Origin of the sequence: Pseudoroseomonas sp. WGS1072, assembly GCF_049340465.1 — a bacterium.
GTDB lineage: Bacteria > Pseudomonadota > Alphaproteobacteria > Acetobacterales > Acetobacteraceae > Pseudoroseomonas.
In genome coordinates, this window is record NZ_JBMPSU010000001.1 from 1,611,134 (window position 1) to 1,638,114 (window position 26,981).

At 73.3% G+C, this 26,981-nt stretch carries 24 protein-coding genes and 1 pseudogene; 16 read left to right on the forward strand and 9 right to left on the reverse strand.

The genetic code is table 11. The features are described from left to right. The first annotated feature begins 55 nt into the window (after window positions 1–55). The 5 genes from ACF3NH_RS07650 to ACF3NH_RS07670 all read left to right on the forward strand — a co-directional run bounded on the left by ACF3NH_RS07650 (window position 56) and on the right by ACF3NH_RS07670 (window position 5,749). On the forward strand, window positions 56–1,087 hold the full coding sequence (locus tag ACF3NH_RS07650; RefSeq protein WP_198365057.1) for a YihY/virulence factor BrkB family protein: 1,032 nt from the start codon (window positions 56–58) through the stop codon (window positions 1,085–1,087). 123 nt (window positions 1,088–1,210) lie between these two features. Then, entirely contained in the window at window positions 1,211–2,668 is a 1,458-nt protein-coding gene (locus ACF3NH_RS07655; protein WP_422922421.1) for an esterase-like activity of phytase family protein, read from the forward strand. A 99-nt stretch (window positions 2,669–2,767) separates the two neighbouring features. Beyond that, window positions 2,768–3,283 carry a GNAT family N-acetyltransferase gene (locus tag ACF3NH_RS07660; protein ID WP_198365059.1) on the forward strand — a complete coding sequence of 172 codons (516 nt, stop codon included), beginning with the start codon at window positions 2,768–2,770 and terminating at the stop codon, window positions 3,281–3,283. Between the two features lie 97 nt (window positions 3,284–3,380). Beyond that, a complete protein-coding gene (locus tag ACF3NH_RS07665) occupies window positions 3,381–4,514 on the forward strand; it encodes a mechanosensitive ion channel family protein (RefSeq protein WP_422922422.1) in 1,134 nt (377 codons plus the stop codon). A gap of 263 nt (window positions 4,515–4,777) precedes the next feature. Next, a complete protein-coding gene (locus ACF3NH_RS07670) occupies window positions 4,778–5,749 on the forward strand; it encodes an SMP-30/gluconolactonase/LRE family protein (RefSeq protein ID WP_422922423.1) in 972 nt (323 codons plus the stop codon). 50 nt (window positions 5,750–5,799) lie between these two features. Here the strand turns inward: ACF3NH_RS07670 and ACF3NH_RS07675 are convergent, their stop codons facing one another. Together ACF3NH_RS07675 and ACF3NH_RS07680 are read right to left on the reverse strand one after the other, a co-directional pair. Further along, window positions 5,800–7,644, reverse strand: coding sequence for an AsmA family protein (locus tag ACF3NH_RS07675; protein WP_422922424.1), 1,845 nt, complete (start codon window positions 7,642–7,644; stop codon window positions 5,800–5,802). Between the two features lie 19 nt (window positions 7,645–7,663). Further along, a complete protein-coding gene (locus ACF3NH_RS07680) occupies window positions 7,664–8,029 on the reverse strand; it encodes a hypothetical protein (protein WP_198365063.1) in 366 nt (121 codons plus the stop codon). 554 nt (window positions 8,030–8,583) lie between these two features. Here ACF3NH_RS07680 and ACF3NH_RS07685 point away from each other — a divergent pair. The 7 genes and pseudogenes from ACF3NH_RS07685 to ACF3NH_RS07715 form a co-directional block, all read left to right on the forward strand. Next, window positions 8,584–8,748: pseudogene (locus tag ACF3NH_RS07685) on the forward strand (ABC transporter substrate-binding protein); the annotation flags it as partial. Window positions 8,749–8,816: 68 nt separating this feature from the next. Beyond that, entirely contained in the window at window positions 8,817–9,818 is a 1,002-nt protein-coding gene (locus ACF3NH_RS07690) for an ArsR/SmtB family transcription factor (RefSeq protein ID WP_422922425.1), read from the forward strand. A 15-nt stretch (window positions 9,819–9,833) separates the two neighbouring features. Next, the gene (metH, locus tag ACF3NH_RS07695; RefSeq protein WP_422922426.1) at window positions 9,834–13,349 is read left to right on the forward strand and encodes a methionine synthase; all 3,516 of its coding nucleotides are present in this window, start codon (window positions 9,834–9,836) and stop codon (window positions 13,347–13,349) included. A gap of 210 nt (window positions 13,350–13,559) precedes the next feature. Beyond that, complete coding sequence (locus tag ACF3NH_RS07700; protein WP_422922427.1) at window positions 13,560–14,447, forward strand: cation diffusion facilitator family transporter; 888 nt, start codon at window positions 13,560–13,562, stop codon at window positions 14,445–14,447. A gap of 25 nt (window positions 14,448–14,472) precedes the next feature. Then, window positions 14,473–15,072: a cob(I)yrinic acid a,c-diamide adenosyltransferase gene (locus ACF3NH_RS07705; protein ID WP_422922428.1), complete on the forward strand. Its 600-nt coding sequence runs from the start codon at window positions 14,473–14,475 to the stop codon at window positions 15,070–15,072. 105 nt (window positions 15,073–15,177) lie between these two features. After that, complete coding sequence (locus tag ACF3NH_RS07710; RefSeq protein WP_422922429.1) at window positions 15,178–15,735, forward strand: chromate transporter; 558 nt, start codon at window positions 15,178–15,180, stop codon at window positions 15,733–15,735. Then, a complete protein-coding gene (locus ACF3NH_RS07715) occupies window positions 15,732–16,262 on the forward strand; it encodes a chromate transporter (RefSeq protein WP_198365069.1) in 531 nt (176 codons plus the stop codon). Before ACF3NH_RS07710 ends, ACF3NH_RS07715 begins: the two co-directional genes overlap by 4 nt. A gap of 38 nt (window positions 16,263–16,300) precedes the next feature. Here the strand turns inward: ACF3NH_RS07715 and ACF3NH_RS07720 are convergent, their stop codons facing one another. From ACF3NH_RS07720 to ACF3NH_RS07730, 3 genes are all read right to left on the reverse strand, one after another. Next, the gene (locus tag ACF3NH_RS07720; RefSeq protein ID WP_422922430.1) at window positions 16,301–16,699 is read right to left on the reverse strand and encodes a TonB family protein; all 399 of its coding nucleotides are present in this window, start codon (window positions 16,697–16,699) and stop codon (window positions 16,301–16,303) included. A gap of 102 nt (window positions 16,700–16,801) precedes the next feature. Continuing rightward, the gene (locus ACF3NH_RS07725) at window positions 16,802–17,494 is read right to left on the reverse strand and encodes an exopolysaccharide biosynthesis protein (protein ID WP_422922431.1); all 693 of its coding nucleotides are present in this window, start codon (window positions 17,492–17,494) and stop codon (window positions 16,802–16,804) included. A gap of 220 nt (window positions 17,495–17,714) precedes the next feature. Beyond that, on the reverse strand, window positions 17,715–18,233 hold the full coding sequence (locus ACF3NH_RS07730; protein WP_422922432.1) for a DUF421 domain-containing protein: 519 nt from the start codon (window positions 18,231–18,233) through the stop codon (window positions 17,715–17,717). A gap of 204 nt (window positions 18,234–18,437) precedes the next feature. Here ACF3NH_RS07730 and ACF3NH_RS07735 point away from each other — a divergent pair, with 204 nt between their 5' ends. Both ACF3NH_RS07735 and ACF3NH_RS07740 read left to right on the forward strand, forming a co-directional pair. Beyond that, window positions 18,438–19,052 carry a DUF1194 domain-containing protein gene (locus ACF3NH_RS07735; protein ID WP_232476891.1) on the forward strand — a complete coding sequence of 205 codons (615 nt, stop codon included), beginning with the start codon at window positions 18,438–18,440 and terminating at the stop codon, window positions 19,050–19,052. Between the two features lie 206 nt (window positions 19,053–19,258). Beyond that, the gene (locus ACF3NH_RS07740) at window positions 19,259–20,377 is read left to right on the forward strand and encodes a 2-aminoethylphosphonate--pyruvate transaminase (RefSeq protein ID WP_198365073.1); all 1,119 of its coding nucleotides are present in this window, start codon (window positions 19,259–19,261) and stop codon (window positions 20,375–20,377) included. An 18-nt stretch (window positions 20,378–20,395) separates the two neighbouring features. On the opposite strand, the gene ACF3NH_RS07745 is transcribed toward ACF3NH_RS07740, so the two are convergent. The 4 genes from ACF3NH_RS07745 to cuyA all read right to left on the reverse strand — a co-directional run bounded on the left by ACF3NH_RS07745 (window position 20,396) and on the right by cuyA (window position 24,921). Continuing rightward, window positions 20,396–22,165 (reverse strand): chloride channel protein, encoded by a 1,770-nt coding sequence (locus tag ACF3NH_RS07745; RefSeq protein WP_370591928.1) that lies wholly within the window; start codon window positions 22,163–22,165, stop codon window positions 20,396–20,398. Then, a complete protein-coding gene (locus tag ACF3NH_RS07750; RefSeq protein ID WP_422922433.1) occupies window positions 22,162–22,857 on the reverse strand; it encodes an RluA family pseudouridine synthase in 696 nt (231 codons plus the stop codon). The genes ACF3NH_RS07745 and ACF3NH_RS07750 overlap by 4 nt, the downstream gene beginning before the upstream one ends. A 105-nt stretch (window positions 22,858–22,962) precedes the next feature. Continuing rightward, a complete protein-coding gene (locus ACF3NH_RS07755) occupies window positions 22,963–23,832 on the reverse strand; it encodes a branched-chain amino acid aminotransferase (protein WP_198365075.1) in 870 nt (289 codons plus the stop codon). Between the two features lie 81 nt (window positions 23,833–23,913). After that, window positions 23,914–24,921 carry a D-cysteate sulfo-lyase gene (cuyA, locus tag ACF3NH_RS07760; RefSeq protein WP_422922434.1) on the reverse strand — a complete coding sequence of 336 codons (1,008 nt, stop codon included), beginning with the start codon at window positions 24,919–24,921 and terminating at the stop codon, window positions 23,914–23,916. Between the two features lie 110 nt (window positions 24,922–25,031). Here cuyA and ACF3NH_RS07765 point away from each other — a divergent pair, with 110 nt between their 5' ends. Beyond that, a complete protein-coding gene (locus tag ACF3NH_RS07765) occupies window positions 25,032–25,802 on the forward strand; it encodes a TrmH family RNA methyltransferase (protein ID WP_422922435.1) in 771 nt (256 codons plus the stop codon). A 96-nt stretch (window positions 25,803–25,898) separates the two neighbouring features. Further along, on the forward strand, window positions 25,899–26,909 hold the full coding sequence (locus ACF3NH_RS07770; RefSeq protein WP_422922436.1) for a Bug family tripartite tricarboxylate transporter substrate binding protein: 1,011 nt from the start codon (window positions 25,899–25,901) through the stop codon (window positions 26,907–26,909). Window positions 26,910–26,981: the final 72 nt, after the last annotated feature.

Genomic DNA, 26,981 nt, shown 5'->3' on the forward strand with positions numbered 1-26,981 from the left:
ATCGTTGCTGAGGTGAACCCTCCGAGCGTTCCAACCGCCCCCAGGACCAACGCCGATGCTGAACTCGACCGATCCGGACCAGATGCGCGCCGCGCTGGAAGCGATCAAGGAAGGCCGCAGCGCCCGCGAGGCGCCGCGGCGGCTGGCCCCCGGCGGCGGCGTGCGGGCCAACCGCCCGACCGAGATTCCGGCGCGCGGCTGGTGGAGCATCCTCAAGCGCACGATCCTGCAGGCGAACGAGGACCGGCTGATGACCGAGGCGGCGGGCATCACCTTCTACGCCCTGCTCTCGATCTTCCCGGCGCTGACCGCCCTGGTCTCGATCTACGGCCTCTTCGCCGACCCGCTGACCGTCTCGCAGCACCTCAGCATGCTGAGCGGGCTGATCCCCGAGGGCGGCATGCGGATCCTGGACGAGCAGCTGAGCCGCTTGACCTCCGGGGGCGCCACCTCGCTGGGCTTCAGCGCCATCCTCGGCCTGCTGATCGCGCTCTGGAGCTCGAACCAGGGCACCAAGGCGATGTTCGACGCGCTGAACGTGGTCTACGAGGAGAAGGAGAAGCGCAGCTTCGTCCGGCTGACGGTGATGACCCTCTGCTTCACCCTGGGCGCGCTGTTCTTCATCATGCTGGCCATGACCGCCGTGGTGGTGCTGCCCATCGTGCTGGCCTTCGTCGGGCTGGAGAGCACCACCGAGTGGATCCTGCGCCTGTCGCGCTGGCCGATCCTGCTGCTGGTCATCACCGGTCTGCTGGCCGTGCTCTACCGCTTCGGGCCGAGCCGGGAGCGCGCGCGGTGGCGCTGGGTGAGCTGGGGCGGCGCCTTCGCGGCCCTCGGCTGGGTGGCGATCTCCGCCGGCTTCTCGCTCTATGTCAGCCGCTTCGGCAACTACGATGCGACCTACGGCTCCCTCGGCGCCGTGATCGGCTTCATGACCTGGATCTGGCTCTCCGCCATCGTCGTGCTGGTGGGCGCCGAGCTGAACGCCGAGATGGAGCACCAGACGGCGCGCGACACCACGACCGGGCCGGACGAGCGCCTCGGCCGGCGCGGCGCGCGGATGGCCGACACCGTGGCGCGCGGCTGAGCCGCGGCGGGCAGGGCATCGCGCCGGGCCCGCGCCGTCACTGGCTGGTCACGAAAGCGTCAAACGCCTGCAATCGCGCGCGCCTAACAGCGGCCTCCATCGACCCCGCTGGAGATTCGCCCCATGCGCGCGCTGCTGCTCGCCGCGACGGCCCTGATCGGCCTCGCCACCTCCGCCCAGGCCCAGGCCCAGGCCCAGACTCAGGCCCAGACTCAGGCCCAGCCTCAGGCCCCGGACCGCAAGGTCGAGGCCCGGCTCGCCGGCCACGCCATCCTGCCGGCCCTCACCCTGGAACTGCCGCCGGCCGACGCGCCGCGGGACGCGCTGATCTCCGGCAAGTTCACCGCCGCCGCGCGGCAGGACCGGCCGGGCAGCCTGCCCGGCACCACCGGCCCCGCGCCCACCGGCCGCCCCACCGGGATCAGCCTGCCCTTCATCGGCCAGCCGGTGCAGGGCTTCTCCGGCATCAAGCCGGTGGCCGGCGAGCCCGGCGCCTACTGGGTGCTGACCGACAACGGCTTCGGCAACAAGCGCAACAGCGGCGACGCGCTGCTGGCCTTCCGCAAGATCCGCCCGGACTTCGCCACCGGCCAGGTGGCGGTGGAGCGGACCGTCTTCCTCTCCGACCCCGACCGCCGCGTGCCCTTCCGCATCGCCCATGAGGGCACCGAGGCGCGCTACCTGACCGGCGCCGATTTCGACCCGGAGAGCATCCAGCCCATCCCGGACGGGAGCGGCTTCTGGATCGGCGAGGAGTTCGGCCCCTTCCTGCTGCAGGTCGATGCCGCCGGCCGCGTCCGCCGCGTGGTCGAGACGAGGCTGGACGGCGAGGTGCTGCGCAGCCCCGACCACCCGGCGCTGGCCACCGGCGCCACCCCGGTGGCCGGCACCGCCTTCCGCGTCCGCCGCTCCGGCGGCTATGAGGGCATGGCGATGACGCCGGATGGCGGCCGCCTCTGGGCGCTGCTGGAGCAGCCGCTCTTCGTCGCCGGCACCGACCGGGCCGAGGGCGCCTTCCTGCGCATGATGGAATTCGACACGGCGAAGGGCGACTGGACCGGCCGCAGCCTGAAGCTGCGCCTGACCGAGGGCGCCACGGCGATCGGCGATTTCAACTTCATCGACGAGCGCCGCGCCCTGGTCATCGAGCGCGACAATGGCGAGGGCGATGCCTCGCTGGCCTGTCCCCCGGCGGGAGGGCAGGCGGGAGGGCAGGCGGGCCATCCCGGCACCCCGCCGCGCTGCTTCCCCGATCCGGCGCGGGTCAAGCGCGTCACGCTGGTCGATCTCGGCGCGCCGGATGCCGAAGGTTTCGTGAAGAAGCTGGCCCATATCGACCTGCTCGACATCCGCGACCCCGAGGGGCTGGCCCGGCAGCGCGGCGACCGCGCCGCCGACGCGGCGGCGGAGCGCTTCGCCTTCCCCTTCTTCACCATCGAGAACGTGGCGATGGTGGATGCCGAGCACATCATCCTGGCCAATGACAACAATCTGCCGTTCAGCGCCGGCCGCCACCTGGCGCGGGCCGACGACAATGAGGTGGTGCTGCTGCATGTCCCGGCCCTGCTGAACGCGCGTTGAAGGGCGGCCCGCCTCCCCCGCCCTTGCGGGCGGGGCGGGGCCCGACTAACCCCTGAGGGGGAGAGGGCCGGCCCGCGGCCCCGCGATAGGAGAGCCGGGATGCCCTTGCGCGACGCCACCCCCGCCGATCTGCCGGCCATCACCGCCATCTACGCGCATCATGTGCTGACCGGCACCGGCACCTTCGAGGAGGTGCCGCCCACCCCGGAGGAGATGGCGGCGCGGCTGGCGCGGGTGCAGGAGAGCGGCTGCGCCTGGCTGGTGGCCGAGGAGCAGGGGGAGGTGCTGGGCTATTGCCACTTCACCCCGCTCGGCGAGGCGCCCACCTACCGCTACACGGCGCAGGATTCGATCCATGTGCGGCACGACGTGCACGGCCAGGGCCTCGGCAAGACGCTGGTCGCCGCCCTGCTGGAGCGGGCCGAGCGGGCCGGCTTCCGGCAGATGGTGGCGGTGATCGCCGATTCGGAGAATGTCGGCTCCATCGGCCTGCATCTCTCGCTCGGCTTCCGCCAGGTCGGCATGCTGCGGGGGGCGGGCTGGAAGTTCGGCCGCTGGCTCGACGTGCTGCATATGCAGCGCAGCCTGGGCCCCGGCGACAAGACGCTTCCCTGACAAAGACTGACCTTCCGGCCTTCACAGACCTGTCAGCCGGGGTGGAAACGCCTCGTGCTGCAGCGCATTCAAAGGGGAGATCGAGAAGGAGCGGCCGTTGATCGAGGATATCGACACCACCGCGCGCGAGGTCGTGGCCTCGCTAGGCTGGGCGCCCGACTGGCTGGTGAGCCTGGGCGTCCTAGCCGTCACGGTGCTGCTGGCGCTGCTGGCGCACCGCGTGCTCTACCGCCTCATCACCCGGCTGGTGCGGGAGCGGGACCTGTTCTGGCGTTCCCTGGTGGCGCGCACCGAGGGGCCGACGCGCCTGGCGCTCATCATCCCCGCCCTGTCCATCGGCGCCAGCATCGCGCCGCTCGACGGGGCCCAGGCCAGCATCATGCGCCACGTCCTGGCGATCTGCTTCATCTGCCTGGTGGGCTGGGTGGCGCGGACGGCGCTGCATATCTGGACCACCGTCTATCTGCGCCGCTTCAAGCTCGATTCCGAGGACAACCTGCTGGCGCGCAAGCACACCACGCAGTCGCGCATCCTGCAGCGCGTCGCTGCCATCCTGATCGTCACCGTCACCGCCGCGGCGGCGCTGATGACCTTCGACGGGGTGCGGCAGTATGGCGTCTCGCTGCTCGCCTCCGCCGGCGCCGCCGGCCTGGTGGTCGGCCTGGCGCTGCAGCCGCTGCTGAAGAACCTGATCGCCGGCATCCAACTCGCCGTCACCCAGCCGATCCGGCTGGAGGACGCGGTAATCGTCGAGGGCGAGTGGGGCAATGTCGAGGAGATCACCAGCACCTATGTCGTGGTGCGGCTGTGGGACTGGCGGCGGATGGTGCTGCCGCTCAGCTACTTCATCGAGAAGCCGTTCCAGAACTGGACGCGCGAGAATTCCTCGCTGATCGGCACGGTCTTCCTCTACACCGACTACACGGCACCGCTGGAGGCCATGCGGCGGCGGCTGGAGGAGATCGTCCGCGCCTCGCGCAACTGGGACGGCCGGGTGGTCGTGCTGCAGGTGACGGACTTCAAGCCGGCCACCATGGAGGTGCGCATGCTGGCCAGCGCCAGCTCCGCCGGCCGCGCCTTCGATCTGCGCTGCGAGGTGCGGGAGCAGATGATCGGCTGGCTGCAGGCGCAGCATCCCGGCGCCCTGCCGCGCCAGCGGGCCGAGATCGACCGGCTGCCGGCGGATGCCTCCTGGATCGCGCCGCGGCAGGAGGCGGTGCCGGCGCAATAGGCCGGCGCGCCATCACTTTCCCGACGGGCGCCGCGTCGCCCGCCCGGGAGGGCAGGCAGGGCGCGGCGCCCGTGCCATTCTCCCGCCGCGCCGGGCCGGAAGAGCCCGGCCGCAGGGAGAACCGAAAGAATGTCGCATCTGTCCCGCGATCTGTCCCGCCGCCTGCTGCTCGGCCCGCCGCCGCCGCCCCCGCCGCCGCCCTGATCCATCCGGCCGCCGCGCAGCAGGCTCCGCCGCGCGACTACGGGCGGGGCGCGCCCCCCGTGCGCTACCCCGACGCCGACATCGTGGCGCTGGACCCGAAGCGCTTCACCGCGCGGCTCGGCAACAGCGCCATCCGCCGTGTCTGGACCGGCATGGGCTGGGCCGAGGGTCCGGCCTGGCACGCCACCGGACGCTTCCTGGTCTGGTCCGATATCCCGAACGACGAATGCCTGCGGCTGACCGAGGAGGATCTGCACGTCTCCCGCCGCTTCCGCAGCCCCTCCGGCTACTCCAACGGCAACACCTTCGACCGCGAGGGGCGGCAGATCGCCTGCCGGCATTTCCACCGCGACGTGGTGCGCTACGAGCCCGAGGGCGGGCTCACCGTGCTCGCCGCGCGCGGGCCGGACGGGCCGTTCAACGCGCCGAACGACGTGGTGGTGCATCCGGCCGATGGCGGCATCTGGTTCACCGATCCCGGCTATGGCGCGCTGATGGACTACGAGGGCAACCGCCTGCCCGAGGCGGCGACCTCGCCGCGCCCGCTGATCAAGGAGGCGGTCTACCGCATCGACCCCGCCAGCGGCGCGGTCGCCAAGGTCACGGACGCGCCCTACAAGCCGAACGGCCTCTGCTTCAGCCCGGACTACCGGACCCTCTACGTGGCCGATACCGGCATGTCGCACTACCCGGAGGCGAAGAGCATCGTCTGGGCCTTCGGGGTGGACGGCACCGGCCTGCGCGACCCCCGCACCTTCTGCTCCATGGAGATGGACGGCCGCACCGGCATGGCGGACGGCATCCGCTGCGACGAGAGCGGCAACCTCTGGGTCGGCGCCGGCTGGGTGGGGGACGGCTATGACGGGGTGCATGTCTTCGCCCCCGACGGGCAGCGCATCGGGCTGATCAGGCTGCCCGAGATCTGCGCCAACCTCTGCTTCGGCGGCACCCGGCGCAACCGGCTGTTCATGACCGCCGGCCAGTCGCTCTACATGGTGCCGGTGGAGACGCGCGGCGCGCATTTCTGCTGAGGCGCCGGAGCCCGGCCGGGGAAGGCGCCAGGGGAGGCGGGGCGCGCGCCTCACCCAGGCGTCAGGCAGGGGTTGCGCCGTGCGAAGGGGCGCAGCTCCGGCAGCAGGCGGTTCACCACGTCGGGCGCCGCCAGCAGGGCGCGCCCCTCGGCGGACCAGCGGGCGGGGCGGATCTGCGGATCGTCGATGCTGCCGCTGACCCGCACCGGGATGTCGAGCGCCAGGCTGCCGGTGGTGTCGCGCTGGCTGCCGATGATCATGTCCATCTGCCGCCGCCGCAGGTCGATGCTGCCATTGCCGGCGATGGTGCCCTCGCGGGCGCGGAGCCGCAGCGGCGCCACCGTGGCCTCGCCGCCACGGAGGTCCACCACGGCGATCAGGCAGGCGATCGGGCTGCCGCCCTCGGCGGCGCGGAACAGGCTGCGCAGGTCGAGCGAGGCGATCTCCAGCAGCCGCCGCTGCACCTGCCCGCCCCGCATGGCGATCACCGCCGAGGCGTGGGCCGTGCTCGCCGCCGCCTTCAGCGTGCGGCCGCGTGCCTGCACGGCGAAGCGCCCGTCCACACGGCCCGAGAGCGGCAGGGCGCCGAGGCCGAGGGCGCGGCGCACCGCCTCGATCTGCAGGCCGCTGGCCTCGGTGCCGGCCTGGATATGGCCGGTCTCGACCACGCCCTCGGCGGTGATGCGGCCGCCGAGATAGGTGAGGGCGAGCTGCTCCACCGTGATCCGCCCCGGCGCCAGCGCGGCGGCGAGCCGCGCCTCGGTGGCGCGGAGGGCGCCGAAATCGAGCCGCTCGGCCGTCAGCTCGGCCCGCAGCACGGTATCAGGTGCCTGGTCCACCGCCAGGGTCAGGTCCGCCGCCGTGCCGCCGCTGTGCCGGCGGTCGAGCAGGGCGTCGAGGTCGAGATGGCCGAAATCCAGCGCCGCCTCGATGGCGTCCGCCTGGCCGTCGGCCCCTTCCCGCAGGACCAGGCGGCGCCCCGCGATCGCCGCCTCGCCCAGCGCGCCGGTGATGCCGTCGAGCCGCCAGAGCGCGCCCTGGTGCAGGAGGTTGCCGGCCAGCCGAAGCGCCGGGGCGCCCTTCTCGGCCGCCTCCAGCCCGGCGATGCGGAGCAGCGTGTCCAGCGCCGGCGCCTCCAGGCTGAGCGCCCCCTCGGCGCCGTCCAGGTTCAGCGGGTCGGTCATGCCGCCCTGGAAGCGCAGCCAGGTCTCCTCCTCCGCCCGCAGCCGCAGCGCCGCGGGGAAGGGGGCCGCCGTGTCGCGCAGGGCGTCGAAGGAGGCGAGGTCGCCCTCCAGCGCCACCGGCACGTCGTTGTAGCGCCCCTGGGCGGTGAGGCGGACCGGCGCGGCGGCATCGGCGGCGGCGAGCGCCACGGCGTCCAGCTCGGTGCGCAGCAGGGCGCCACCGCTGGTGCGGAAGGTGATGGCGATATCGCGCAGCCGGGCATCGAGCAGCGTCGGGAAGCCGGCGCGGCCCGTATCGGTGGCGTCGGCGGCGGTGGCGTTTTCCGCCTCGCCGAACTTCCAGTTCTTGCGGCCGCCGGCCTCACGCTCGAGGATCAGCCGCAGCCCCTCGGCCTCCAGCCGCCGCAGCCGCGGCGCGCCGCCAAGGAGGGAGAGCGCCTCGACCTCGGCCGTCAGCCCGTCGAGCGCCAGCATCTCGGGGCGGCTGCCGCCGGGAAGATTGGCCAGCCGCAGCCCCTCCAGCCGCAGCGTCACCCAGCGGCCGGGGCTGACATGCAGCGCCGCCACGCTGACCGGGCGGCCGAGCCGGGCCGTGGCCCAGCGCGCGGCCAGCGGGGCGAGATCGACCCGCCCGAGCAGCAGGATGGCGGCGGCCAGCAGCAGGGCGAGGCCGCACAGGCTCCAGGCCAGCCAGCGGAGGGCGCGTGTCATGCCACGCAGCCTGACCCGATCAGGGCCCGGCCGCCAGCCGGAAGCGGGCGGTGGTCACGCTGTCCTGTTCCAGCGCGGCCAGGATGGCGGCACGCCCGGCGGCGCTGCGGGTCACGGCGACGACACCGTCGAACCAGGGAAGCTGGCCGCGCAGCCGCGCCTGGAAGAGACGGTCGAGCGCCAGGGCCACGGAGCTGCGCGGCTGGCAGCACAGGCAACCCGCAGGGTGGGCGGCGGCGGCCAGCACCGGCGCGGCGAAAGGCTCGACCCGCGCGGGGGCCGGCGGCAGGCCGGCGCCATCCTCGGCCAGCACCACGGCGCCCGGCGGCGCGTCGGGCACGTCCAGCAGGCGGACGGGGATGCGGGCATCGAGGGACCAGGCCATGGCGCGCAAGATGGGGATGCGGGGAACCGCACGGCAAGCCCGGGCGTGACCGTCCTCATCGGCCCCCCACGCCCGGCCGGCGCATGGCGTCCCGGGGGAGACAGGCCCGGGGCCCGGTGCCATGATGCCCTCCGCAACCGGCACCGCTCCCTTCCAGCCATGTCCTATTCCGGCCCGATCATCGACGCCCACCACCATCTCTGGGATCTGTCGCTCGGCCGGCATCCCTGGATCACCGGCGCGGGCGTCGCGGCGCTCGGCGACGTCGCCTACCTGCGGCGCGACTACGGCCTCGCTGAGCTGCGCGCCGACATGGAGGGGCAGGGCGTGGTCGGCTCCGTGCATGTCGAGGCGCTGTGGGACCGCGCGCGCGACCCGGTGGAGGAGACCCGCTGGCTCGAGGAGCTGGCGCGGCCCGTCGGCCTGCCGCCCGGCATCGCCGCGCGCTACGTCGCCTCTGTTCCGCTCGGCCGGCCCGGCGCCGCCGAGATCCTGTCGCGGCAGCTCGCCGCCTCCCCGCGCGTGGTGGGCCTGCGGGAGACGGTGCGCTGGCGGACCTCGCCAGCCAGCAGCGCATCGCCGGCGAATTGCAGCTCCACGCCTTCCAGGATGTGCCCTACATCCCGCTCGGCCAGTATTTCTACGCCACCGCGCACCGCAAGGAGCTGACGGGCATGCTGGACGGCTTCCCGGTCTTCTGGAACCTCGCGCGCGGGTGATGCGGCGCCTGGCGGGGGGCGTGTCCAATCCCCGCTTTCCAGGCCTCGGGCCAGCAGGGCGGTCCGCCATGAGGCTGGACATAAGGATATCTTTATGTCATCCGCAGCCCATGGAGCCCCTGCTGGCGCAACTGCGCGCCGCCGCCGAACCGACCCGCCTGCGCCTGCTGGCCCTCTGCGCCCGCGGCGCCTTCTGCGTGTCCGAGCTGTGCGCCATCCTCGGCCAGTCCCAGCCCCGCCTGTCCCGCCACCTGAAGCTGCTGGTCGAGGCCGGGCTGCTGGAGCGGCTGCCCGAGGGCGCCAATGTCTATGTCCAGCTGGCGCCCGAGGCCGACCTTGCCCGGCAGATCCTGGCCCGGCTGCCGGAGGATGACCCGACCATCGCCGCCGACCGCCGCGCCAGCGCCCGCATCGCCGCCGAGCGCGCCCGCGAGGCCTCGGAGGCCTTCCGCCGCGATGGCGCCGACTGGGACGAGATGCGCGCGCTCGGCCTGCCCGCCGCGGCGATCGAGGCGGCGCTGCTGCGGCTGCTGCCGGAGCGGCTCGACCGGCTGGCCGATATCGGCACCGGCACGGGACGCCTGCTGGAGGTGACGGCGCCGCGCGCCCGGGCGGTGCTCGGCCTCGATGCCAGCCGCGACATGCTGGCGCTGGCCCGCGCCCGCCTGGCCGAGCGCGGCATCGGCAATGCCTCCGTCCGGCTGGCCGATATGTACCGCCTGCCGCTGCCCGATGCCGGCTTCGACGCCGCCACGCTGCAGATGGTGCTGCACTATGCCGAGGACCCGGCGGCGGCGCTGGCCGAGGCGGCGCGGCTGCTGCGCCCCGGCGGCCTGCTGCTGGTCATCGACCTGGCGCCGCACGGCCGGGGCGAGCTGCTCGCCGGCATGGCGCATCTCTGGCCCGGCTTCGACGATGCCGGCATGGCGGGCTGGCTCGGCGCTGCCGGCTGCGCGCCCCTGCCGGCCACCACCCTGCCGGGGCCGGACGGCCTCCAGGTCCGCATCTGGCCGGCGCGCCGCCTCGCCGTTCCGCTCGCCGCCCTCTCCGAATCCACCCTGACACTCTGAAGGAAGGCCCTGCCCATGGCCCGTCCGCCCCTGCTCCAAGCCCTGCGCGACCGCGTCCTGCTGTGTGACGGCGGCATGGGCTCGCGCGTGCAGGCGCTGACCCTCGATGTCGAGAAGGACTACTGGGGCAAGGAGAACTGCACCGAGGTGCTGAACCTCTCGCGCCCCGACCTCGTGCGCGACATCCATCGCGGCTACTACGAGGCCGGCTCCGACATGGTGCTGACCAACTCCTTCGGCGGCTCGCCCATCACGCTGGAGGAGTTCGAGCTCGGCGCCCGCGCCTTCGAGATCAACAGGCTCTCGGTCGAGCTGGCGCGCGAGGCGGCGGAGAGCTTCGCCGATGGCCGCGACCGCTGGGTGATCGGCGACATCGGCCCGGGCACCAAGCTGCCCTCCCTCGGCCATATCGACTACGACACGCTGGAGGCGGCGCTCACCGAGCAGTGCCGCGGCCTGATCGCCGGCGGCGCCGACGCGCTGCTGACCGAGACCAACCAGGACACGCTGTTCATCAAGGCCGCCGTCAACGCCGCGAAGATCGCCAGGCGCGAGGCGGGCAGCGAGATCCCCGTCTTCGTGCAGGTGACGGTCGAGACCACCGGCACGCTGCTGGTGGGCAGCGACATCGCCGCCGCGACCACGGTGGTGCAGGCGCTCGACGTGCCGCTGATCGGGCTGAACTGCGCGACCGGGCCGCAGGAGATGGCCGAGCACGTCCGCTACCTGTCGCAGAACTGGCCCGGCCTGATCTCGGTGCAGCCCAATGCCGGCCTGCCCGAACTGGTCGATGGCCGGACGCACTACCCGCTCGCCGCCGAGGAGATGGCGGTGTGGATGGAGCGTTTCGTCAGCGAGGACGGCGTCAACCTGGTGGGCGGCTGCTGCGGCACCTCCATCCCGCATATCCAGGCGCTGGACGCCATGCTGCGGCGGGTCGATGGCGGCCGCTTCCGCCCCGCGCCGGTGCGGCGCAGCGTCCACTGGGTGCCCGCCGTCGCCAGCCTCTACGGCGCGACGACGCTGCGCCAGGAGAACGCCTATTTCTCCATCGGCGAGCGCTGCAACGCCAATGGCTCGAAGGCGTGGCGCGAGCGGCAGGCGGCGCATGACTGGGATGCCTGCGTCTCGATCGGCCGCGAGCAGGTGGCCGAGGGCTCCAACTCGCTCGACATCTGCACCGCCTTCGTCGGCCGCGACGAGCGCGCCGAGATGGACGAGGTGGTGCGCCGCTTCACCGGCAGCGTCAACGCGCCGCTGGTGATCGACAGCACCGAGACGCCGGTGATCGAGAGCGCGCTGAAGCTGCATGGCGGCAAGCCGATCATCAACTCGATCAACTTCGAGGATGGCGAGGGCCATGCCACCGACCGGCTGGTGCTGGCCAGGAAGTTCGGCGCCGCCGTCATCGCGCTCACCATCGACGAGGTGGGCATGGCGAAGACGCCGGAGGACAAGCTGCGCATCGCCGAGCGCCTGGTGGATTTCGCCTGCAACAGGCACGGCCTGCCGCAGAGCGACCTGCTGATCGATCCGCTGACCTTCACCATCGCGACCGGCAACGAGGACGACCGCAAGCTCGGGCAATGGACGCTGGAGGGCATCCGCCTGATCCGCGAGAAGTTCCCCGACATCCAGATCATCCTCGGCCTGTCGAACATCTCCTTCGGCCTGAACCCGGCGGCGCGGCATGTGCTGAACAGCGTCTTCCTCGACCACGCGGTGAAGGCGGGCATGACGGGCGCCATCGTGCATGTCAGCAAGATCAAGCCGCTGCACGGCATCCCGCCGGAGGAGGTGAAGGTCGCCGAGGACCTGATCTTCGACCGCCGCGCCGAGGGCTACGACCCGCTGCAGAAGCTGCTCGAGATCTTCGCCGGCCGCAAGGCGGCGGATGCCGCCAAGAAGGTGAAGGCCGAGACGGTCGAGGGCCGGCTGAAGGACCGCATCATCGACGGCGACCGCAAGGGGCTGGACGAGGAGCTGGCCGACGCCCTGGCCCGCGGCATCAAGCCGCTCGACATCATCAACACCATCCTGCTCGACGGCATGAAGGTGGTGGGCGAGCTGTTCGGCTCCGGCAAGATGCAGCTGCCCTTCGTGCTGCAGAGCGCGGAAACCATGAAGGCGGCTGTCGCCTACCTCGAGCCGCACATGGAGAAGATCGAGGGGCAGGAGAAGGGCACCATCGTCCTCGCCACGGTGAAGGGCGACGTGCACGACATCGGCAAGAACCTGGTCGACATCATCCTGACCAACAACGGCTACAAGGTGGTCAACCTCGGCATCAAGGTGCCGCTGAACGACATGGTCGCCGCGGTGCGCGCGCACCGGGCGCATGCCATCGGCATGTCCGGCCTGCTGGTGAAGTCCACCGTGGTGATGAAGGAGAACCTCGAGGAGATGGCGCGGCAGGGGCTCGACCTGCCCGTTCTGCTGGGCGGCGCCGCGCTGACCCGCAACTTCGTCGAGGATGACTGCGTGCGCGCCTATGCGGTGGGCGAGAGCCCCGGCGGCCGCGTCGCCTATGCGCGCGACGCCTTCGACGGGCTGCACCTGATGGACCGCGTGATGGGCAGCGACTTCGACGCCTATCTCGCCTCGCTGCAGCAGAAGCGGGCCGGCAAGTCGAGGAACACGGCGCGGGTGCTGGGGCAGGCCGACCCGCGCGGCTTCGCCCCCGTCGATCTCGCCTATGCCGAGGAGCGCCGCCGCCGCATGACCGCCGACGAGGCGGTGCCCCGGCCGCCCTTCTGGGGCAGCCGCGTCCTGCAGGCCGACCCCCGCGCCATCGTGCCCTTCATCAACGAGCGCAGCCTGTACCAGTTCCAGTGGGGCTTCCGGAAGCAGGGCCGCTCGCTCGACGACTTCATCGGCTGGGCGAAGCAGGAATTGCGGCCGGTGCTGAAGCGCATGCTGGCGCTGGCGGAGCAGGAGAGGATCCTCGCCCCCCAGGCCATCTACGGCTACTGGAAATGCGCCGGGCAGGGCAATGACGTCATCCTGTTCGAGGAGGACGGCGTCACCGAGGCCTGCCGCTTCACCCTGCCGCGCCAGCCGAAGCAGGATGGCGAGTGCATCGCCGACTTCATCCGCGACATCGGCGACGGGCCGGAGGCGCGCGACGTGATCGGCCTGCAGGTCGTCACCGTCGGCCAGAAGGCCAGCGACATCGCCCGCGACTGGTTCGAGGGCAATCGCTACCAGGACTATCTCTACCTGCACGGCCTGTCGGTGGAGATGGCGGAGGCCATGGCCGAGTACGTCCACAAGCGCATCCGCGCCGAGCTCGGCTATGCCGGGGAGGACGACCGCGACATGGAGAAGATGCTGGCGCAGTCCTATCGCGGCGGGCGCTATTCCTTCGGCTACCCGGCCTGCCCGCGGCTCGAGGACCAGGCGCCGCTGCTGCGGCTGCTGCAGGCGGAGCGCATCGGCGTCTCGGTCAGCGACGAGTGGCAGTTGCACCCGGAGCAGTCGACCAGCGCCATCGTGCTGCACCATCCGCGCGCGAAATACTTCTCGGTCTGAGGCCCAAAGACCCGGCTTCTTCAGAATGAAGCCGGGGCTTGATCCTGTCGGCGCGGTTGCGGCCATCTCCCTGGCGCGGCGCAGGAATCTCCGAATTCCCGGTTGCCTCTCCGGCGCCCCCGTGGCCTAGAGCGGACGCCGGTCAGGGGATCGCCCGGGCCGGGGAGATTTGCGTCGGAAGGCGCCGGAGCGCGGCGGGAGAAGGATGGCATGAACCGGGCGGTGAGGCTCGCGGCGGGCAGTGTGGTCGTGGGCCTGGGCGTCCTGGGCCTGAAGGGCCTCGCCTGGTGGCTGACGGGCAGCGTCGCCCTGCTGGCCGATGCGCTGGAATCCATCGTCAACGTGGCGGCGGCGGGCGCGGCGCTGGTCGCCGTCACCCTCTCCGCCCAGCCGCCCGATGCCAACCACCCCTACGGCCATGCCAAGGCGGAGTATTTCTCCGCCGTGCTGGAGGGGGTGCTGATCGTCGTCGCCGCCCTGCTGATCCTGAACGAGGCCTGGGGTGCCTGGCGGAACCCCCACCCGCCGGAGGCGGTCGGGATCGGCCTGGCGATCTCCGCCCTGGCCACGGTGATCAACGCCGTCTGGTCGCGGGTGCTGTTCCGCGCCGGGCGCGAGATGCGCTCGCCCGCCCTGCTGGCCGATGCGCGGCACCTGCTGGCCGATGTCGTGACCTCGGGCGGGGTGATCCTCGGCGTCGGCGCGGTGGCCGCCACCGGCCTGCTCTGGCTGGACCCGCTGCTGGCGGCGCTGACGGCGCTGAACATCCTCGTCTCGGGCTTCCGCCTGCTGCGCGAGAGCGTCGGCGGGCTGATGGACGAGGCGGTGGAGCCGGGCCTGCTGAACCGGATCCGCGAGCTGGTCTCGCGCGAGGCGATGGGGGCGATCGAGGCGCATGACCTGCGCACCCGCCATTCCGGCCGCACCACCTTCGTCGAGTTCCATCTCGTCGTCCCCGGCGAGATGCGGGTGGCCGAGGCGCACGAGATCTGCGACCGGGTGGAGGCGGCGCTGAAATCCGAGCTTGGCGCCGCCGTCATCACCATCCATGTGGAGCCGGAGATGAAGGCCAAGCACCAGGGGGTGCTGGTCCTCTGAGCGCGCGGCGGCGAGGGAGGCGGGGATGGTGCGGCTGGATGTGATCACCACGCGCGGCGGCGATGGCGGCCAGACCTCGCTCGGCGACGGCAGCCGCGTGGCCAAGGATTCGGCGCGAATCGAGGCGATCGGCGCGGTGGACGAGGCCAATGCGGCGATCGGCCTGCTTCGCCTGCACACCGAGGGCGGGCCGGACGCCATGCTGGCCCGCATCCAGAACGATCTCTTCGATCTCGGCGCCGATCTCTGCGTGCCCGGCGGGGACGGTGGCGGGGACGATGACGGCGGCGAGGCGGCGGCGCGGCCGCGGCTGCGGGTGACGGACGCGCAGTGCGCCCGGCTGGAGGCCGAGCTGGCGGCGATGAACGCCGGGCTGCCGCCGCTGCGCTCCTTCGTGCTGCCCGGCGGCACCCCGGCCGCGGCGCATGCGCATCTGGCGCGGACGCTGGCCCGCCGGGCCGAGCGCGCCACCGTCGCGCTGGCCGCCGCCGAGGCGGTGAACCCCGTCGCCATCCGCTACCTCAACCGCCTGTCGGATCATCTCTTCGTGCTGTCGCGCGCCCTGAATGCGGGGCGCGACGTGCTCTGGGTGCCCGGCGGGGCCACGCCGGGCGCGGAGGCCTGACCCGCGCGCTTCGCCGCGCTTCACCCCTTGGCGCGCCGCGCTGTCACGGCGATCCTGGCCACGGCGAGGCGAGAGGGGGGGGGATAGGCGATGCAGGAGGGCGGATTGCGCCGGCCGGGCCTGTCGGAGTTGTTCACGGGCTTCCTGATGCTCGGGCTGACCGGCTTCGGCGGCGTCCTGCCCATGGCGCGGGCCATGATGGTGGAGCGGCGGCGCTGGCTCAGCGAGGCCGAGTTCACCGATCTCCTCGGCCTCTGCCAGTTCCTGCCCGGCGGCAACATCATCAACATGTCGGTCGCCGTGGGGCTCCGCTTCCAGGGCGCGCGGGGGGCGGTGGTGGCGCTGCTGGGGCTGATCCTGGCGCCCAGCGCCATCGTCATCGGCCTGGGCAGCCTCTATGCCCGCTTCCAGGACCACCCGACGCTGCGCCATCTCTTCGCCGGCCTGGCCGCCGCCGCGGCGGGGCTGCTGATCGCCACGGCGGTGAAGATCGCCCGGCCGATCTGGGGCCGGGCGCTGCCCATGCTCATCGCGGGGCTGTTCTTCCTGGCCATCGCGGTGCTGCGCCTGCCGCTGCTGCCGACCATCCTGGTGCTGGCGCCGCTCGGCATCCTGGCCACCTGGTGGGCGGGGCGCCGGAAGGAAGCGGGGCGCGCGGCATGACCGGCACGCTCCTCGCCCTGGCCCTGATCTTCACCCAGCTCTCGCTGCTGGCCTTCGGCGGCGGCAACACCATCCTGCCCGAGATGCAGCGGCAGGTGGTGGAGGTGCACGGCTGGATGTCGGCGCGCGACTTCACCGCCCTCTTCGCCCTGGCCCAGGCGGCGCCGGGGCCGAACATGATGGTGGTGACGCTGGTCGGCTGGCAGGTGGCGGGCTGGCCCGGCCTGCTGGTCGCCACCCTGGCCAAGTTCGGCCCTTCCTCCCTGGTCACCGCCCTGGTGCTGGGGGTGTGGGACCGCTTCCGCGACCGCCCCTGGCGCAAGGTCGCGCAGGCCGGTCTGGCGCCGATGACGGCGGGGCTCGTGGCGGCCAGCGCCGTGCTGATCACCGAGGCCTCGGTGCGGGACTGGGCGCTGGGCGCCGTGACCGGCGCGGTGGCCCTGGCGGCGCTGACCACGCGGCTGCATCCGCTCTGGCTGCTGGCGGGCGGCGCGCTGTTCGGGCTGAGCGGCATCGGCCAGGGGTAAGGCCAGGGGTAGGGCCGGGGGTGGAACGGGAGGTGGCCTCAGCCGCCGAAGCGGGGCGTCCTGTAGACGATCGGCACCTGCAGGGAGAGGTGGTCCCCGCCCTCCAGCGCGAAGCCCGGCGGCGGCGGCAGCGGGCTGGTGTTCAGGACGGTGGTGAGGGCGGCGGCATCGAGCAGCGGGCTGCCGGACCCCTCCACCACCCTCGGCGTATAGAGGCGCCCGTCACGGTGGACGCTGAATTTCACCAGCACCCGCCCCTCCGGCACCAGCATCGGGTTCCGGTCCGGGTCCCGTGGGTAGTAGCGCTTCTCGTTCAGCTTGCGCACCACCGCACCATGCCAGGTGGCGAGTTCGGCGCGCTGTGCCGGGGTCAACGGCCCTGATGCCGCGCAGCCGGCCAGGATCAACAGGGAGAAGGCGATCAATCCTCGGCGCATCATCAGCTCCCGGTTGAGAAGGCGATGATAGCCAGGCCCAGGCCTGCCGCAAAGCCATGCCCGGTGGCCCCGGACCGTTCCCGGGGCCGGTCCCTCGGAGCCTCAGAGCATCAGCCCCAGCGCGCGAACGCCGAACCAGGCGAGCGCGCCCAGCACGCAGAGGGCGAAGAGGCAGCCCGCCAGGGTCAGCCCCAGCCCCAGCCCGACCACCCGGTTGTCCTGCTCCACCACGCCCAGCGCCATGACGATGGTGCCGAAGGCGGGCGGCCCGTTGGTGCCGGGGCCGGGCAGGATCAGCATCAGGGCGGCGAGCGCGGTGGACCAGCCGACCAGCCGGTCTCCCGCCGGGCCGGTGAACCAGCCCGGCCGCGGCCGCACCACCTTCTCGATCAGCCGCAGCCCCTTGCCCGAGGCCGAGGCGAGGCGCAGCAGGTCGGTCCGCTTCACCGTGCGGTCGGCCAGGAAGCGGGGCAGCACCGGCACATGCCGCCCGAGCCCCATCTGCACGCCCAGGATCAGCATCGGCAGGCCGAAGACGCTGGCCATGCCGGGCAGCAGGCTGGGCAGGCAGAGCAGCAGGATCAGCAGGCCGAAGGCGCGGTCGCCGAAGGCCTCGGCCATCTCGCCCAGGCTGATGCGCTCGCCCGGGAAGGTCGCCGCCACCTCGGCGATGATGCGCGTGATCGGGGCGTGGACATCCCCCGGCAGGGGGGGCGTGTGGTCCGGGGCGGGATTCAGCCTGGCCTCGCCCGGTGCGACGTGTGGCGCGGAAGCACCGGCAGTTCCATCCATCATTCAGCCTCGCTGTCACGCACGTGCCGCCCGCCGCCCATTCCCCACGCGCCGCCCCCGCGCGCCGTCCGGGGCGGCACGGGGCAAGGGAGCAGCTTTCCGGCACCGAGGCAAAGGAAAGCCACGGGGCGCGGAAGGACCGGGCCCGGAAGCGGCACGGCACGGCCTTCGAGATGAGGACGCGGCGGGCGGGATCAATGGGCGGCGCCGGACCGGCCGCCGCTCAGCTGGCCGGAGGCCGCTTCACGCCGGGCAGGGGCTCCGCCTCCGGCAGGCGCTCGGCGGGCACGACGCTCAGCGTGCCCTCCGTCTCCAGCACCACGGCGGCGGCCTGCTCCGCCCGCGCCAGGCCCTGCCCGCGCAGGGCGGCCAGGACATCCTTCCGTGTCACCCGCTGGGCCCGCAGCGCCCTGTCGAGGAAGCGGCCCTGGTGCAGCAACAGGACCGGCTCGGACTTGACCAGCGCATCGAATCGCGGCGAGCGCACCGAGAGCCAGGCCACCCCGAACTGCAGCCCCGCCAGGAGGATGATGGCCAGGATGCCCTCCAGCAGCGCCACCGACTTGGTCAGCAGGACCGTGGCCAGGATGGAGCCCAGCGCCACGGTGACGACCAGGTCGAAGGCGTTGAGCTTCGCCAGGGTGCGCTTGCCGGAGGTGCGCAGCAACAGCACCAGGGCCGCGTAGGCCAGGGTGCCGACGACCAGCACGCGGGCCAGTCCGGTCCAGGAATCGAAGAACACCGGTCAACTCCCGCGGGTTGTGGGCAGGACGGGGATGGCGTCCTCCCCGGCGGGGAAAGCGCGACGCCTCGCCGTTGCGGGCAGAACGGGCCTCGCCGCGGATGGTTCAGGTCCGGACCCGATTTTGCCCGCCTTGCGCCCTGGCCGGTCTCCGGGCCTGATGGCGTCCCCGATGGGGCGCCCCCGATGAAGAGGGAGGAGCTCATGCAGCCCGTGGACCTGGCCCTTGGCCTCGCCGTCGATGTCTCGGCCAGCGTCGATTTCGACGAGTTCGGCCTGATGATCGGCGGCCTGGCGGGCGCCTTTCGCGAGCCCGACATCGCCGCCGCCTGCGCCGCCGGGCCGCGCGGCGCGGTGGCGGTGGCGGTGCTGTTCTGGTCGGCCGCGCAGGACGTGGCCGTGTCCTGGCGGCGGATCGACGGCGGCGAGGCCGCGGCGGCGCTGGCGGCGGCGATCGAGAACGCGCCGCGCCTGCCGCAGCCCGGCGCCACCGGCCTCGGCCCGGGCATGGCGGCGGGGCTGGCGCTGCTCGGGCGCTGCCCGGCCGAGGCGGCGCGGCTGGTGCTCGATGTCTCGGGCGACGGGCGGCACAATCTGGGCCGCGCGCCCGGCCCGGTGCGCGATCTCGGCGTGGCGGCGGGCGTCACCTTCAACGCGCTGGCGGTGCTGAACGAGGAGCCCGACCTGCTGGCGCATTACGAGGCCGAGGTGATCGGCGGCCCCGGCGCCTTCGCCATGAGCTGCGCCGACTATGCCGACTTCGCCGAGGCGATCCGCCGCAAGCTGCGGCGCGAGATCGGCGGCGGGCTGATCGCCTGAGGCCGGGAGGCATCAATCCCGTTGATGGCGCCGTCAGAATTTTTGCGGCCCGCGCAGGGCTGTGGCGCCCCCGGCGGGGGTTTCCTTTCCCCGGGCGGCGGTGCAGCCTGCGGTCGGCTGTTTGTGCAGAGGCGCGGACCGGGAGAAGGGAAGCCCGGGCGGCTTCCGGGCGGCCTTTACCGAAGAGTGCGTCAGGAACCGTCCACATGCTGCTGTTGATCCCCGGCCCCGTGCAGACCCGCCCCGAAGTGCGGGCCGCCATGGCGGTCGACATCGCCCCCTGGGACCGTGACTTCGCGCCCGAATACGCCGCCATCCGCGACAAGGTCCGGGACCTGGCGGGCGGCGAGGCCGGGCGCCACGCCTGCCTGCCGCTGCAGGGCGCCGGCCATTTCATCACCGAGGCGGCGCTGCGCACCTTCGTCCCGCCCGGAACCGGCCGGATCCTGATCCCGATGAACGGCGCCTATGCCGAGCGCATGGCGCGGCTGGCGCGCGAGGCCGGGCGTCAGGTGGTGACGCTGCCGGCGCCCGACACCCAGGGCGTGCCGCCGGCGGCGGTGGCCGCGGCCCTGGCGGCCGATCCCGCCATCACCCATGTCGGCGTGGTCTATTCCGAGACCGGCAGCGGCATCGTCAACGACGTGCCGGCGATCGGCGCCGTGGTGCGCGCGGCCGGGCGGCGGATGCTGGTGGACGCCGTCTCGGCCTTCGGCGCGCTGCCCTTCGACCTGAAGGCGCAGCCCGAGGTGGATGCGGTGGTCTTCACCTCGAACAAGTGCATCGAGGGGCTGCCGGGCATCGGCTTCGCCATCTGCCCGATCGACCGGGTGGAGGCGGCGGCCGGCCAGGCCGGCTCCTGGTCCTTCGACCTCGCCGACATCTATGCCCACGCGCTGCGCAGCGGCTGGGGCAGCTTCCGCTTCACGCCGCCGGTGCAGGCGCTGCACGCCTTCGGTGTCGCGCTCGACATCTTCCTGGCCGAGGGCGGCCAGCCGGCGCGCCTCGCCCGCTACCGCGAGAACTGCCGCATCCTCCACGAGGGCGCGCGCGCCCTGGGGCTGCGGCCCTATCTCGACTGGAAGGACCAGGGCCCGATCATCGCCCTGTTCCACCAGCCGGAGGCACCGGGCTTCACGCTGCAGGGCTTCGTCGACGCGCTGAAGCGGCGCGGCGTGCTGATCAGCAACTTCTTCAACACCGGCGCGCCCACCATGCGCATCGGCTGCATCGGCCATGTCGGGCCGGACGAGATGCGCTTCGCCCTCGGCGCCATGCGCGGCGCCCTGGAGGAGATGGGCGCGCTGCGCCGCGACGCCGCCTGAGGCGGCGCCGCTCCGGCCTCAGACCGCCGGCATCCCGGTCTCGTCCTGCCGCCGCTTGTCCAGCTCCTCGCTGTACCGGCGGAGCAGGAAGGCGACCGTGAGCAGGCCGACGACGCGCGAGGTGTCGCGCTGGTCGACGACGGCGAGCGCCTCGGCATCGGCCGCGTCGAACACCGCCATCGCCTCCTTGGCGTTCCAGGCGGGCAGCAGCACCTGGTCGCGGAAGTGCAGCAGCCGCGCCACCGGCTCCTCCGGCGCCAGCTCGCTGCCATGCGCCTCGGCCACCAGGATCAGCCCGGCGTAGCGCCCGGCGGCGTCGAGGGCCACGACATGCGTCGTGGCGCCGAGCGGGAAGTCGCGGCGGAAGGCGGAGAGGCGGGTGTCGTCGCGCACGGTGCGGACATCGCGCCGCATCAGCCGGCCCACCGAGAGATCGCGCAGCCAGCCGATGTCGTGCGCGCTGCGGATCGCCTCGCCACGCAGGTGGAAGCGCCAGGTGGCGAAGGAATAGCCGAAGAGACGCCGCACCGTGACGGCGGAGACGATGACCGCCATCAGCACCACCCCGGTGATGTTGAAATCGCGCGTGGTCTCCAGCGCCATGAAGCTCATGGCCAGCGGGGCGCCGATCACCGCGGCGCCGAAGGCGCTCATGCCGACCAGGGCGGCGAGCAGCGGGTCCGTGACGATGCCCGCCATCGCCATCGGCACCGCCGCCAGCTTGCCGAGCAGCGCGCCGAGCAGCAGCGAGGCGAAGAACAGGCCGCCGCGGAAGCCGGCGCCGATCGAGATGGCCGAGGCCGTGGCCTTCAGCAGCAGCAGCCCCAGCAGCGGCAGGGCGTCGCCCTCCACCACCAGCGTCAGGTGCAGCGCGCCATGGCCGGCGGAGAGCACGGCCGGGGTGATCAGCGCCAGGGCGCCGACCAGCAGGCCGCCCACCGCCGGGCGCAGCGGCGCCCAGGGCATCAGGCGGCGCATCCCGGCCTCGGCATAGGTCACGCCGCGCATCAGCGCGATGCCGGCCAGGCCGCAGAGCAGGCCGATCGCCAGGGAGAGCAGGCCGTTGTTCCAGTCGAGCGGCGACAGGCCGGCGGCGTTCAGCACCGGCGTGCCGCCGCCGAGCAGCTCCGCCACCAGCGCCCCGGCCACGGCGGCGCCCAGCACCGGCGCCAGATGGGCGATGGCATAGCTGCCGATCACCAGCTCGAAGGCGTAGAAGGCGCCGGTCAGCGGCGCGCTGAAGGCGGCGGCGATGGCGCCCGCGGCGCCGCAGCCGACCATCAGCCGCAGGTCGCCGCGCCGCAGGCGGAACTCCCGCCCGAGATGCGAGGCGAGGCCGCCGCCCATCTGCGTATAGGCCGCCTCCAGCCCGACCGAGGCGCCGAAGCCGTTGGAGAGCAGGGTCTGCCCGGCCACCACGGCGGCGTCGTTCATCGACATGCGGCCGCCATGCAGCGCATTGGCCTCGATCGGGTCGATCGGCGCGCGCGGCCGCCAGCGCGCCAGGGCGAGGCCGAGCAGGCCGAGCAGCAGTCCGCCCCCGGCGGGGACCAGCAGCAGGGCCAGCGGCGCGGCCTCGCGCAGCGCGCTGAGGCCGTGCCGCCCCTCGGGGCCGAAGAAGGCGGTGTGCAGCAGCCGCGCGGCATGGCCGAGCCCGGCGGCCAGCAGGCCGCTGACCAGCCCGGCCAGCACGCCGAGCAGGATGATGCCGATCTCGCTCTGCCGCACCCGCTCGCGGAAGGAGCGCGGGCCCCGGCGCTCCAGCAGCCTGCGGGGCAGCAGCCTCACGCCGCCTCCGTCCAGCCGCAGGCGGCGAAGGCGGGACGCAGCGCGGCGGGGACCGGGGCGGTGACCTCCAGCGGCGGGTCGAGCGGCAGGGCGATGGCGCGGGCCAGCAGGTGCAGCCCCGCCGGATGCGGCCTGCCGTAGACGGGATCGCCCAGGATCGGCCAGCCCTGGCTGGCGCAATGGACGCGGAGCTGGTGGGTGCGCCCGGTCTCCGGCCGCAGTTCCAGCCAGGCGAGATCCCCGCCGGCGCCCGTCCCGCGGCCTCTCACGCGCCAGCGGGTCAGGGCCGGCTGGCCCTCGGGGTGCGCCTCCATCCGCCAGCCGGCGGCGGCGGAGCTGACCTTGCGCAGCGGCGCGTCGATGCGCCCGGACCGGGCCGCCGGGCCGCCGGCGACGATGGCCCAGTAGGTCTTGCGCGCCCGCCCCTGGGCGAAGATCGCCCCTAAGCCGGCCAGGGCCGGCCGGGTGCGGCCCAGCACCAGGCAGCCGGCGGTGTCGGTGTCCAGGCGGTGGGCGGGCTGCGGCGGGCGCTTCCGGCCCGGCGCGAGAAACGGCAGCAGGTCCTCCAGGCTCGGGCCGCCGCGTGGCCCGGCATGCACCGGCAGTCCGGCCGGCTTGTCGATGACCAGCACATCGTCGCGGCACAGCAGGATGGGGGGGAGGGCCAGGGGAGGGACCAGGGGAGGGGCCAAGGGAGGGGACGCGGCGGCGGGGCGGGCCCCGCCGGGGGCGGCCTCGCGGGACACCCGGCGGGGGGCAGGATGGAAGGCCGGGCGGCCGCCCCTGGCCATGCCGCGTCAGGCGGCCCGGGGCAGCAGCCGGCTGGTGCGCTCGGCCCAGTCGAAGTAGAGCTGCCGCGCCTTCTGGCCGAGCGGCCCGGCCGGCAGGGCGCGCCCCTCGAAATTGGTGCAGTACTGCACCTTGCCGAAATTGCCGGTCGAGAAGATCTCGTCCGCCTCGTGCAGCATCTGCGGCGTCACCACCGCCTCGCGCGCCTCGATCCCGGCCTCGCGCAGCAGGGTCAGGACGCGGTGGCGGGTGACGCCGGCCAGGAAGGTGCCGTTGGCCTTCGGCGTCAGGACCACCCCGTCCTTCGCCAGCATCAGGTTGGAGGTGGCGAACTCGGCGACATTGCCCTCGAAGTCGCGCATCACCGCCATGTCGAAGCCCTTGTCGCGCGCGGCGGCGGCGGCGCGGGAGGAGTTCGGGTAGAGGCAGGAGGCCTTGGCGTTGGTCGGCGCCATGTCGGGCGCCGGGCGGCGCAGCGGCACCAGGCAGGCGGTGAAGCCCTTGGCGGGATCGGGCAGCGGCGCCTCGTAGATCGAGAGGATGAACTCGGTGCTTTCCGGGTCGGGGAAGGCGGCGCCGATGCCGCGGCGGACGAAGAACATCGGCCGGATGTAGAGCTCGGCATCGGCCGGCAGGCGCGCCACGCCCTCGCGGCACAGCGCCTCGATCGCGTCGGCGGGGAGCGTCGGCTTCATCATCATCGCCTCGGCGCTGCGCACGGCGCGCTGGCAGTGCAGGTCGAGGTCGGGCACCAGGCCGCGGATGGCGCGGGCGCCGTCGAAGATCACCGAGCCGAGCCAGAAGGCGTGGTCCATCGGGCCAAGCACCTTCGGCTCCTCGGTCAGCCACTTGCCGTCGTGCCAGAAGATGCCTGCCATGGGGATGATCCTTCGTCGGTCGCGGGAGGGAACGCGGCGCCAGACTGGCACGGGCGCCGCCGGCTTTGAAGGGCGGGCGCCTCAGCCCGCCGCGCCGAAGGTCGCCGGATAGCCGAACAGCCCGACGGCGCCGCCGGTGTGCAGGAAGACCACGTTCTCGTCCCGGCCGAAATGGCCCTTGCCGATCAGGTCGATCAGCCCGGCCATGCCCTTTCCGGAATAGACCGGGTCGAGCAGGATGCCCTCCTGCTCGGCCAGCAGCCGCACCGCCTCGACCATGCCCTCCGTCGGCACGCCGTAGCCCTGGCCGACATAGTCGCAGTTGGCCACCACATGCTCCGCGCGCAGCGTCTCCTCCGGCAGGCCGAGATGGGCCGCGGTGCGCCGCGCCAGGGCCAGCACATTGGCCTCCTGCCGCTCGCGCGGGGCGCGGACGCCGATGCCCAGCACCGGGATGCCGCTGTTCAGCGCCACCAGCCCCGTGACCAGCCCGGCCTGGGTGCCGGCGCTGCCGGTGGCATGCACCACGTGGTCGATGCGCAGCCCGGCCTCGGCGGCCTGGTTCACCAGCTCCAGCGCGGCGTTGACATAGCCCAGCGCGCCCACCGGGTTGGAGCCGCCGCCGGGGATGACATAGGGCCGGCGCCCGGCCGCGCGCAGCTCGGCGGCCAGGGCCTCCATCTCCGCCTGCATGTCGGCGCCGCCGGCGCGGTGGGAGATCCCGGCGCCATGCAGCCGGTCGAGCAGCACATTGCCCGACCGCGTGTAGGCCGGGTCGGTCGAGCCGGTGCGGTCCTCCAGCAGGATGTGGCAGGCGAGGCCGAGCCTGGCCGCCGCCGCCGCCGTCTGCCGGGCGTGGTTGGACTGCGTCGCGCCCTGGGTGATGACGGTGTCGGCGCCCTGGGCGAGCGCCTCGGCCATCAGGAATTCCAGCTTGCGGGTCTTGTTGCCGCCGGTGGAGAGGCCGGTGCAGTCGTCGCGCTTGATCCAGAGCCTCGGCCCGCCGAGGTGGCGCGTGAGGCGTTCCATGGGCTCGAGCGGCGTCGGCAGGTGGCCGAGGCGGATGCGCGGGAAGCGGCCGAGATTCATGACTTTCCTCCGTGCGGGCGGTGCCCTTGCGGCGATTGTCCGGGCCGGGCGGCGGATTGGCAACCGCCGCGCGGATGCGCGCCGCCGCCGGCGGTGCTATCGGGCGGCGCATGCAGCCGCCCCGCCCGTCCCCGCCCGAGCCGGACCGCCTCTGCGGTCCCGCGGCCGTCGCCGCCGCCTTCGCGCACCGCCCGGACGCGATCCTGCGCCTGTTCCACACCGCCTCGCGCCGCGCCGAGGCGGGCGGCTTCTGCGCCCGGCTGGCGCGCGAGCGCAAGCCCTACCGCGAGGTGCCGCCGGAGGAGCTGGCGCGCATCGCCGGCACCACCCATCACGGCGGCATCGTCGCCATCGCCACGCCGCGCCGCGTGCCGGTGCTGCCCGACCCGCTGCCCGCGACCCTGCCGGAGCCGATGTTCCGCGGCGGGCTGCTGCCGGTGCTGGATGGCATCGGCAATCCGCACAACCTGGGCGCCATCGCCCGCTCGGCCGCCTTCCTCGGCTGCGGCGCGCTGATGCTCTCGGGCGATCCGCGCCAGGCGGGGCTTTCGGACGCTGCCTGGCGCACCAGCGAGGGCGGGCTCGAGGCGCTGGGCCTGGTCCGCGCGCCGGACCTGCCGGCCGCCCTGGCGCGCCTCGCGCCGCACTGCCTGACGGTCGCGGCGGTGGCGCGCGGCGGCGAGCCGCCGGAGGCGGTGCTGCGGCGCCGCGCCGGGCGGCCCGTGGCCCTGGTGCTCGGCAACGAGGAGCAGGGCCTGCCGCAGCCCACCCTCGCCGCCTGCGCCGCGCGGGTGACGCTGCCGGGCTCGGGGGCGGTCGAGAGCCTCAACGTTTCGGTGGCGGCGGCGGTGCTGATCCACAGCCTGGCGCGGGGCGGCTGAGACCGGGCCATAATGAGACCGGGCCATAACGCGCTTGCCGCCGTGCCCGCCACGCGCCAGAACCCGCCGCGGACCGTACCGGAGGCTCCCAAAACCATGACCATCCGCCGCCGCGCCCTGCTGGGCACCGCCGCCACCTTCCCCGCCCTTCCCGCCCTCGTCGCGCCGCGGGATGCGCGGGCGCAGGACATCTTCCCCTCCCGCACCCTGCGGCTCGTCGTGCCCTTCGCGCCGGGCGGCTCGGTGGACATGACGGGCCGGCTGATGGCGCAGATGCTGCAGCCGGTGCTGGGCCAGACCCTGGTGGTGGACAATCGCGGCGGCGCCGGCGGCAATCTCGGCGCCGCCGAGGCCGCCCGCTCGGAGCCGGATGGCCACACCATGCTGCTCGCCTCCGCCTCGATCCTCGCGGCCAACAAGTTCCTCTACACCAAGTCGATGCCGATCGACCCGATGACCGACCTCGCCCCGGTGACCCGCGTCACCACCGGCACCGTGTTCATGACGGTGAAGGCCGACAGCCCCTACCGCACCTTCCAGGACGTCATCGCGGCGGCGAAGAAGGACCCGGGCGGGCTCACCATGGGCTCCTCCGGCACCGGCACGATCAGCCATCTGACCATTTCCAAGGTCTGCCGCGCCACCGGCGCCGATATCACCCACGTGCCCTATCGCGGCGGCGCGCCGGCCCTGCAGGACCTGCTGGCCGGCAATATCGACATGATGTTCGACGTCATCCCCCTGGCCATGGCGCATGTGCGGGAAGGCCGGCTGCGGGTGCTGGCCGCCGCCAGCGCCGAGCGCGTGACCTATGTGCCGGAGCTCAGGGACGTGCCGGGGATGAAGGAGCTGCTGCCCGGCGCCGGCATCGACATGCAGTCCTGGTACGGCATCAACGTGCCCGCCGGCACGCCGGAGAACCGTATCGCGGCGCTGCACAAGGCCATCGTCTCGGTGGTCGATACGGCGGAGTTCCGCGAGAAGATGGAGCCGAACGGCTTCACCACCATCGTCGATGCCTCGCCGTCCGCCTATGGTGCCTACACCCGGTCGCAGGAGGCGGTGTGGAAGGCGCTGGTCGCGGAATCCGGCGCCAGCCTGGACTGAGGGCGCGGGGCCCCTCTTTCCCCGGCGCCCTTTCCCGCTCAGGCTGCCGCCCGGATATCCAGCCGGGAAAGA

Excerpts from the sequence above, each read along its gene's own strand:
- ACF3NH_RS07680 (WP_198365063.1), bottom strand. The coding sequence starts at position 8,029 with ATGGCCTGGTCCCTCGATGCCCGCATCCCCGTCCGCCTGCTGGACGTG.
- ACF3NH_RS07720 (WP_422922430.1), bottom strand. The coding sequence starts at position 16,699 with ATGCGCCGAGGATTGATCGCCTTCTCCCTGTTGATCCTGGCCGGCTGC.
- ACF3NH_RS07735 (WP_232476891.1), top strand. The coding sequence starts at position 18,438 with ATGCAGCCCGTGGACCTGGCCCTTGGCCTCGCCGTCGATGTCTCGGCC.
- ACF3NH_RS07650 (WP_198365057.1), top strand. The coding sequence starts at position 56 with ATGCTGAACTCGACCGATCCGGACCAGATGCGCGCCGCGCTGGAAGCG.
- ACF3NH_RS07660 (WP_198365059.1), top strand. The coding sequence starts at position 2,768 with ATGCCCTTGCGCGACGCCACCCCCGCCGATCTGCCGGCCATCACCGCC.
- ACF3NH_RS07765 (WP_422922435.1), top strand. The coding sequence starts at position 25,032 with ATGCAGCCGCCCCGCCCGTCCCCGCCCGAGCCGGACCGCCTCTGCGGT.
- ACF3NH_RS07770 (WP_422922436.1), top strand. The coding sequence starts at position 25,899 with ATGACCATCCGCCGCCGCGCCCTGCTGGGCACCGCCGCCACCTTCCCC.
- ACF3NH_RS07755 (WP_198365075.1), bottom strand. The coding sequence starts at position 23,832 with ATGGCAGGCATCTTCTGGCACGACGGCAAGTGGCTGACCGAGGAGCCG.
- ACF3NH_RS07690 (WP_422922425.1), top strand. The coding sequence starts at position 8,817 with ATGAGGCTGGACATAAGGATATCTTTATGTCATCCGCAGCCCATGGAG.
- ACF3NH_RS07740 (WP_198365073.1), top strand. The coding sequence starts at position 19,259 with ATGCTGCTGTTGATCCCCGGCCCCGTGCAGACCCGCCCCGAAGTGCGG.
- metH (WP_422922426.1), top strand. The coding sequence starts at position 9,834 with ATGGCCCGTCCGCCCCTGCTCCAAGCCCTGCGCGACCGCGTCCTGCTG.
- ACF3NH_RS07700 (WP_422922427.1), top strand. The coding sequence starts at position 13,560 with ATGAACCGGGCGGTGAGGCTCGCGGCGGGCAGTGTGGTCGTGGGCCTG.
- cuyA (WP_422922434.1), bottom strand. The coding sequence starts at position 24,921 with ATGAATCTCGGCCGCTTCCCGCGCATCCGCCTCGGCCACCTGCCGACG.
- ACF3NH_RS07655 (WP_422922421.1), top strand. The coding sequence starts at position 1,211 with ATGCGCGCGCTGCTGCTCGCCGCGACGGCCCTGATCGGCCTCGCCACC.
- ACF3NH_RS07725 (WP_422922431.1), bottom strand. The coding sequence starts at position 17,494 with ATGATGGATGGAACTGCCGGTGCTTCCGCGCCACACGTCGCACCGGGC.
- ACF3NH_RS07675 (WP_422922424.1), bottom strand. The coding sequence starts at position 7,644 with ATGACACGCGCCCTCCGCTGGCTGGCCTGGAGCCTGTGCGGCCTCGCC.
- ACF3NH_RS07715 (WP_198365069.1), top strand. The coding sequence starts at position 15,732 with ATGACCGGCACGCTCCTCGCCCTGGCCCTGATCTTCACCCAGCTCTCG.
- ACF3NH_RS07705 (WP_422922428.1), top strand. The coding sequence starts at position 14,473 with ATGGTGCGGCTGGATGTGATCACCACGCGCGGCGGCGATGGCGGCCAG.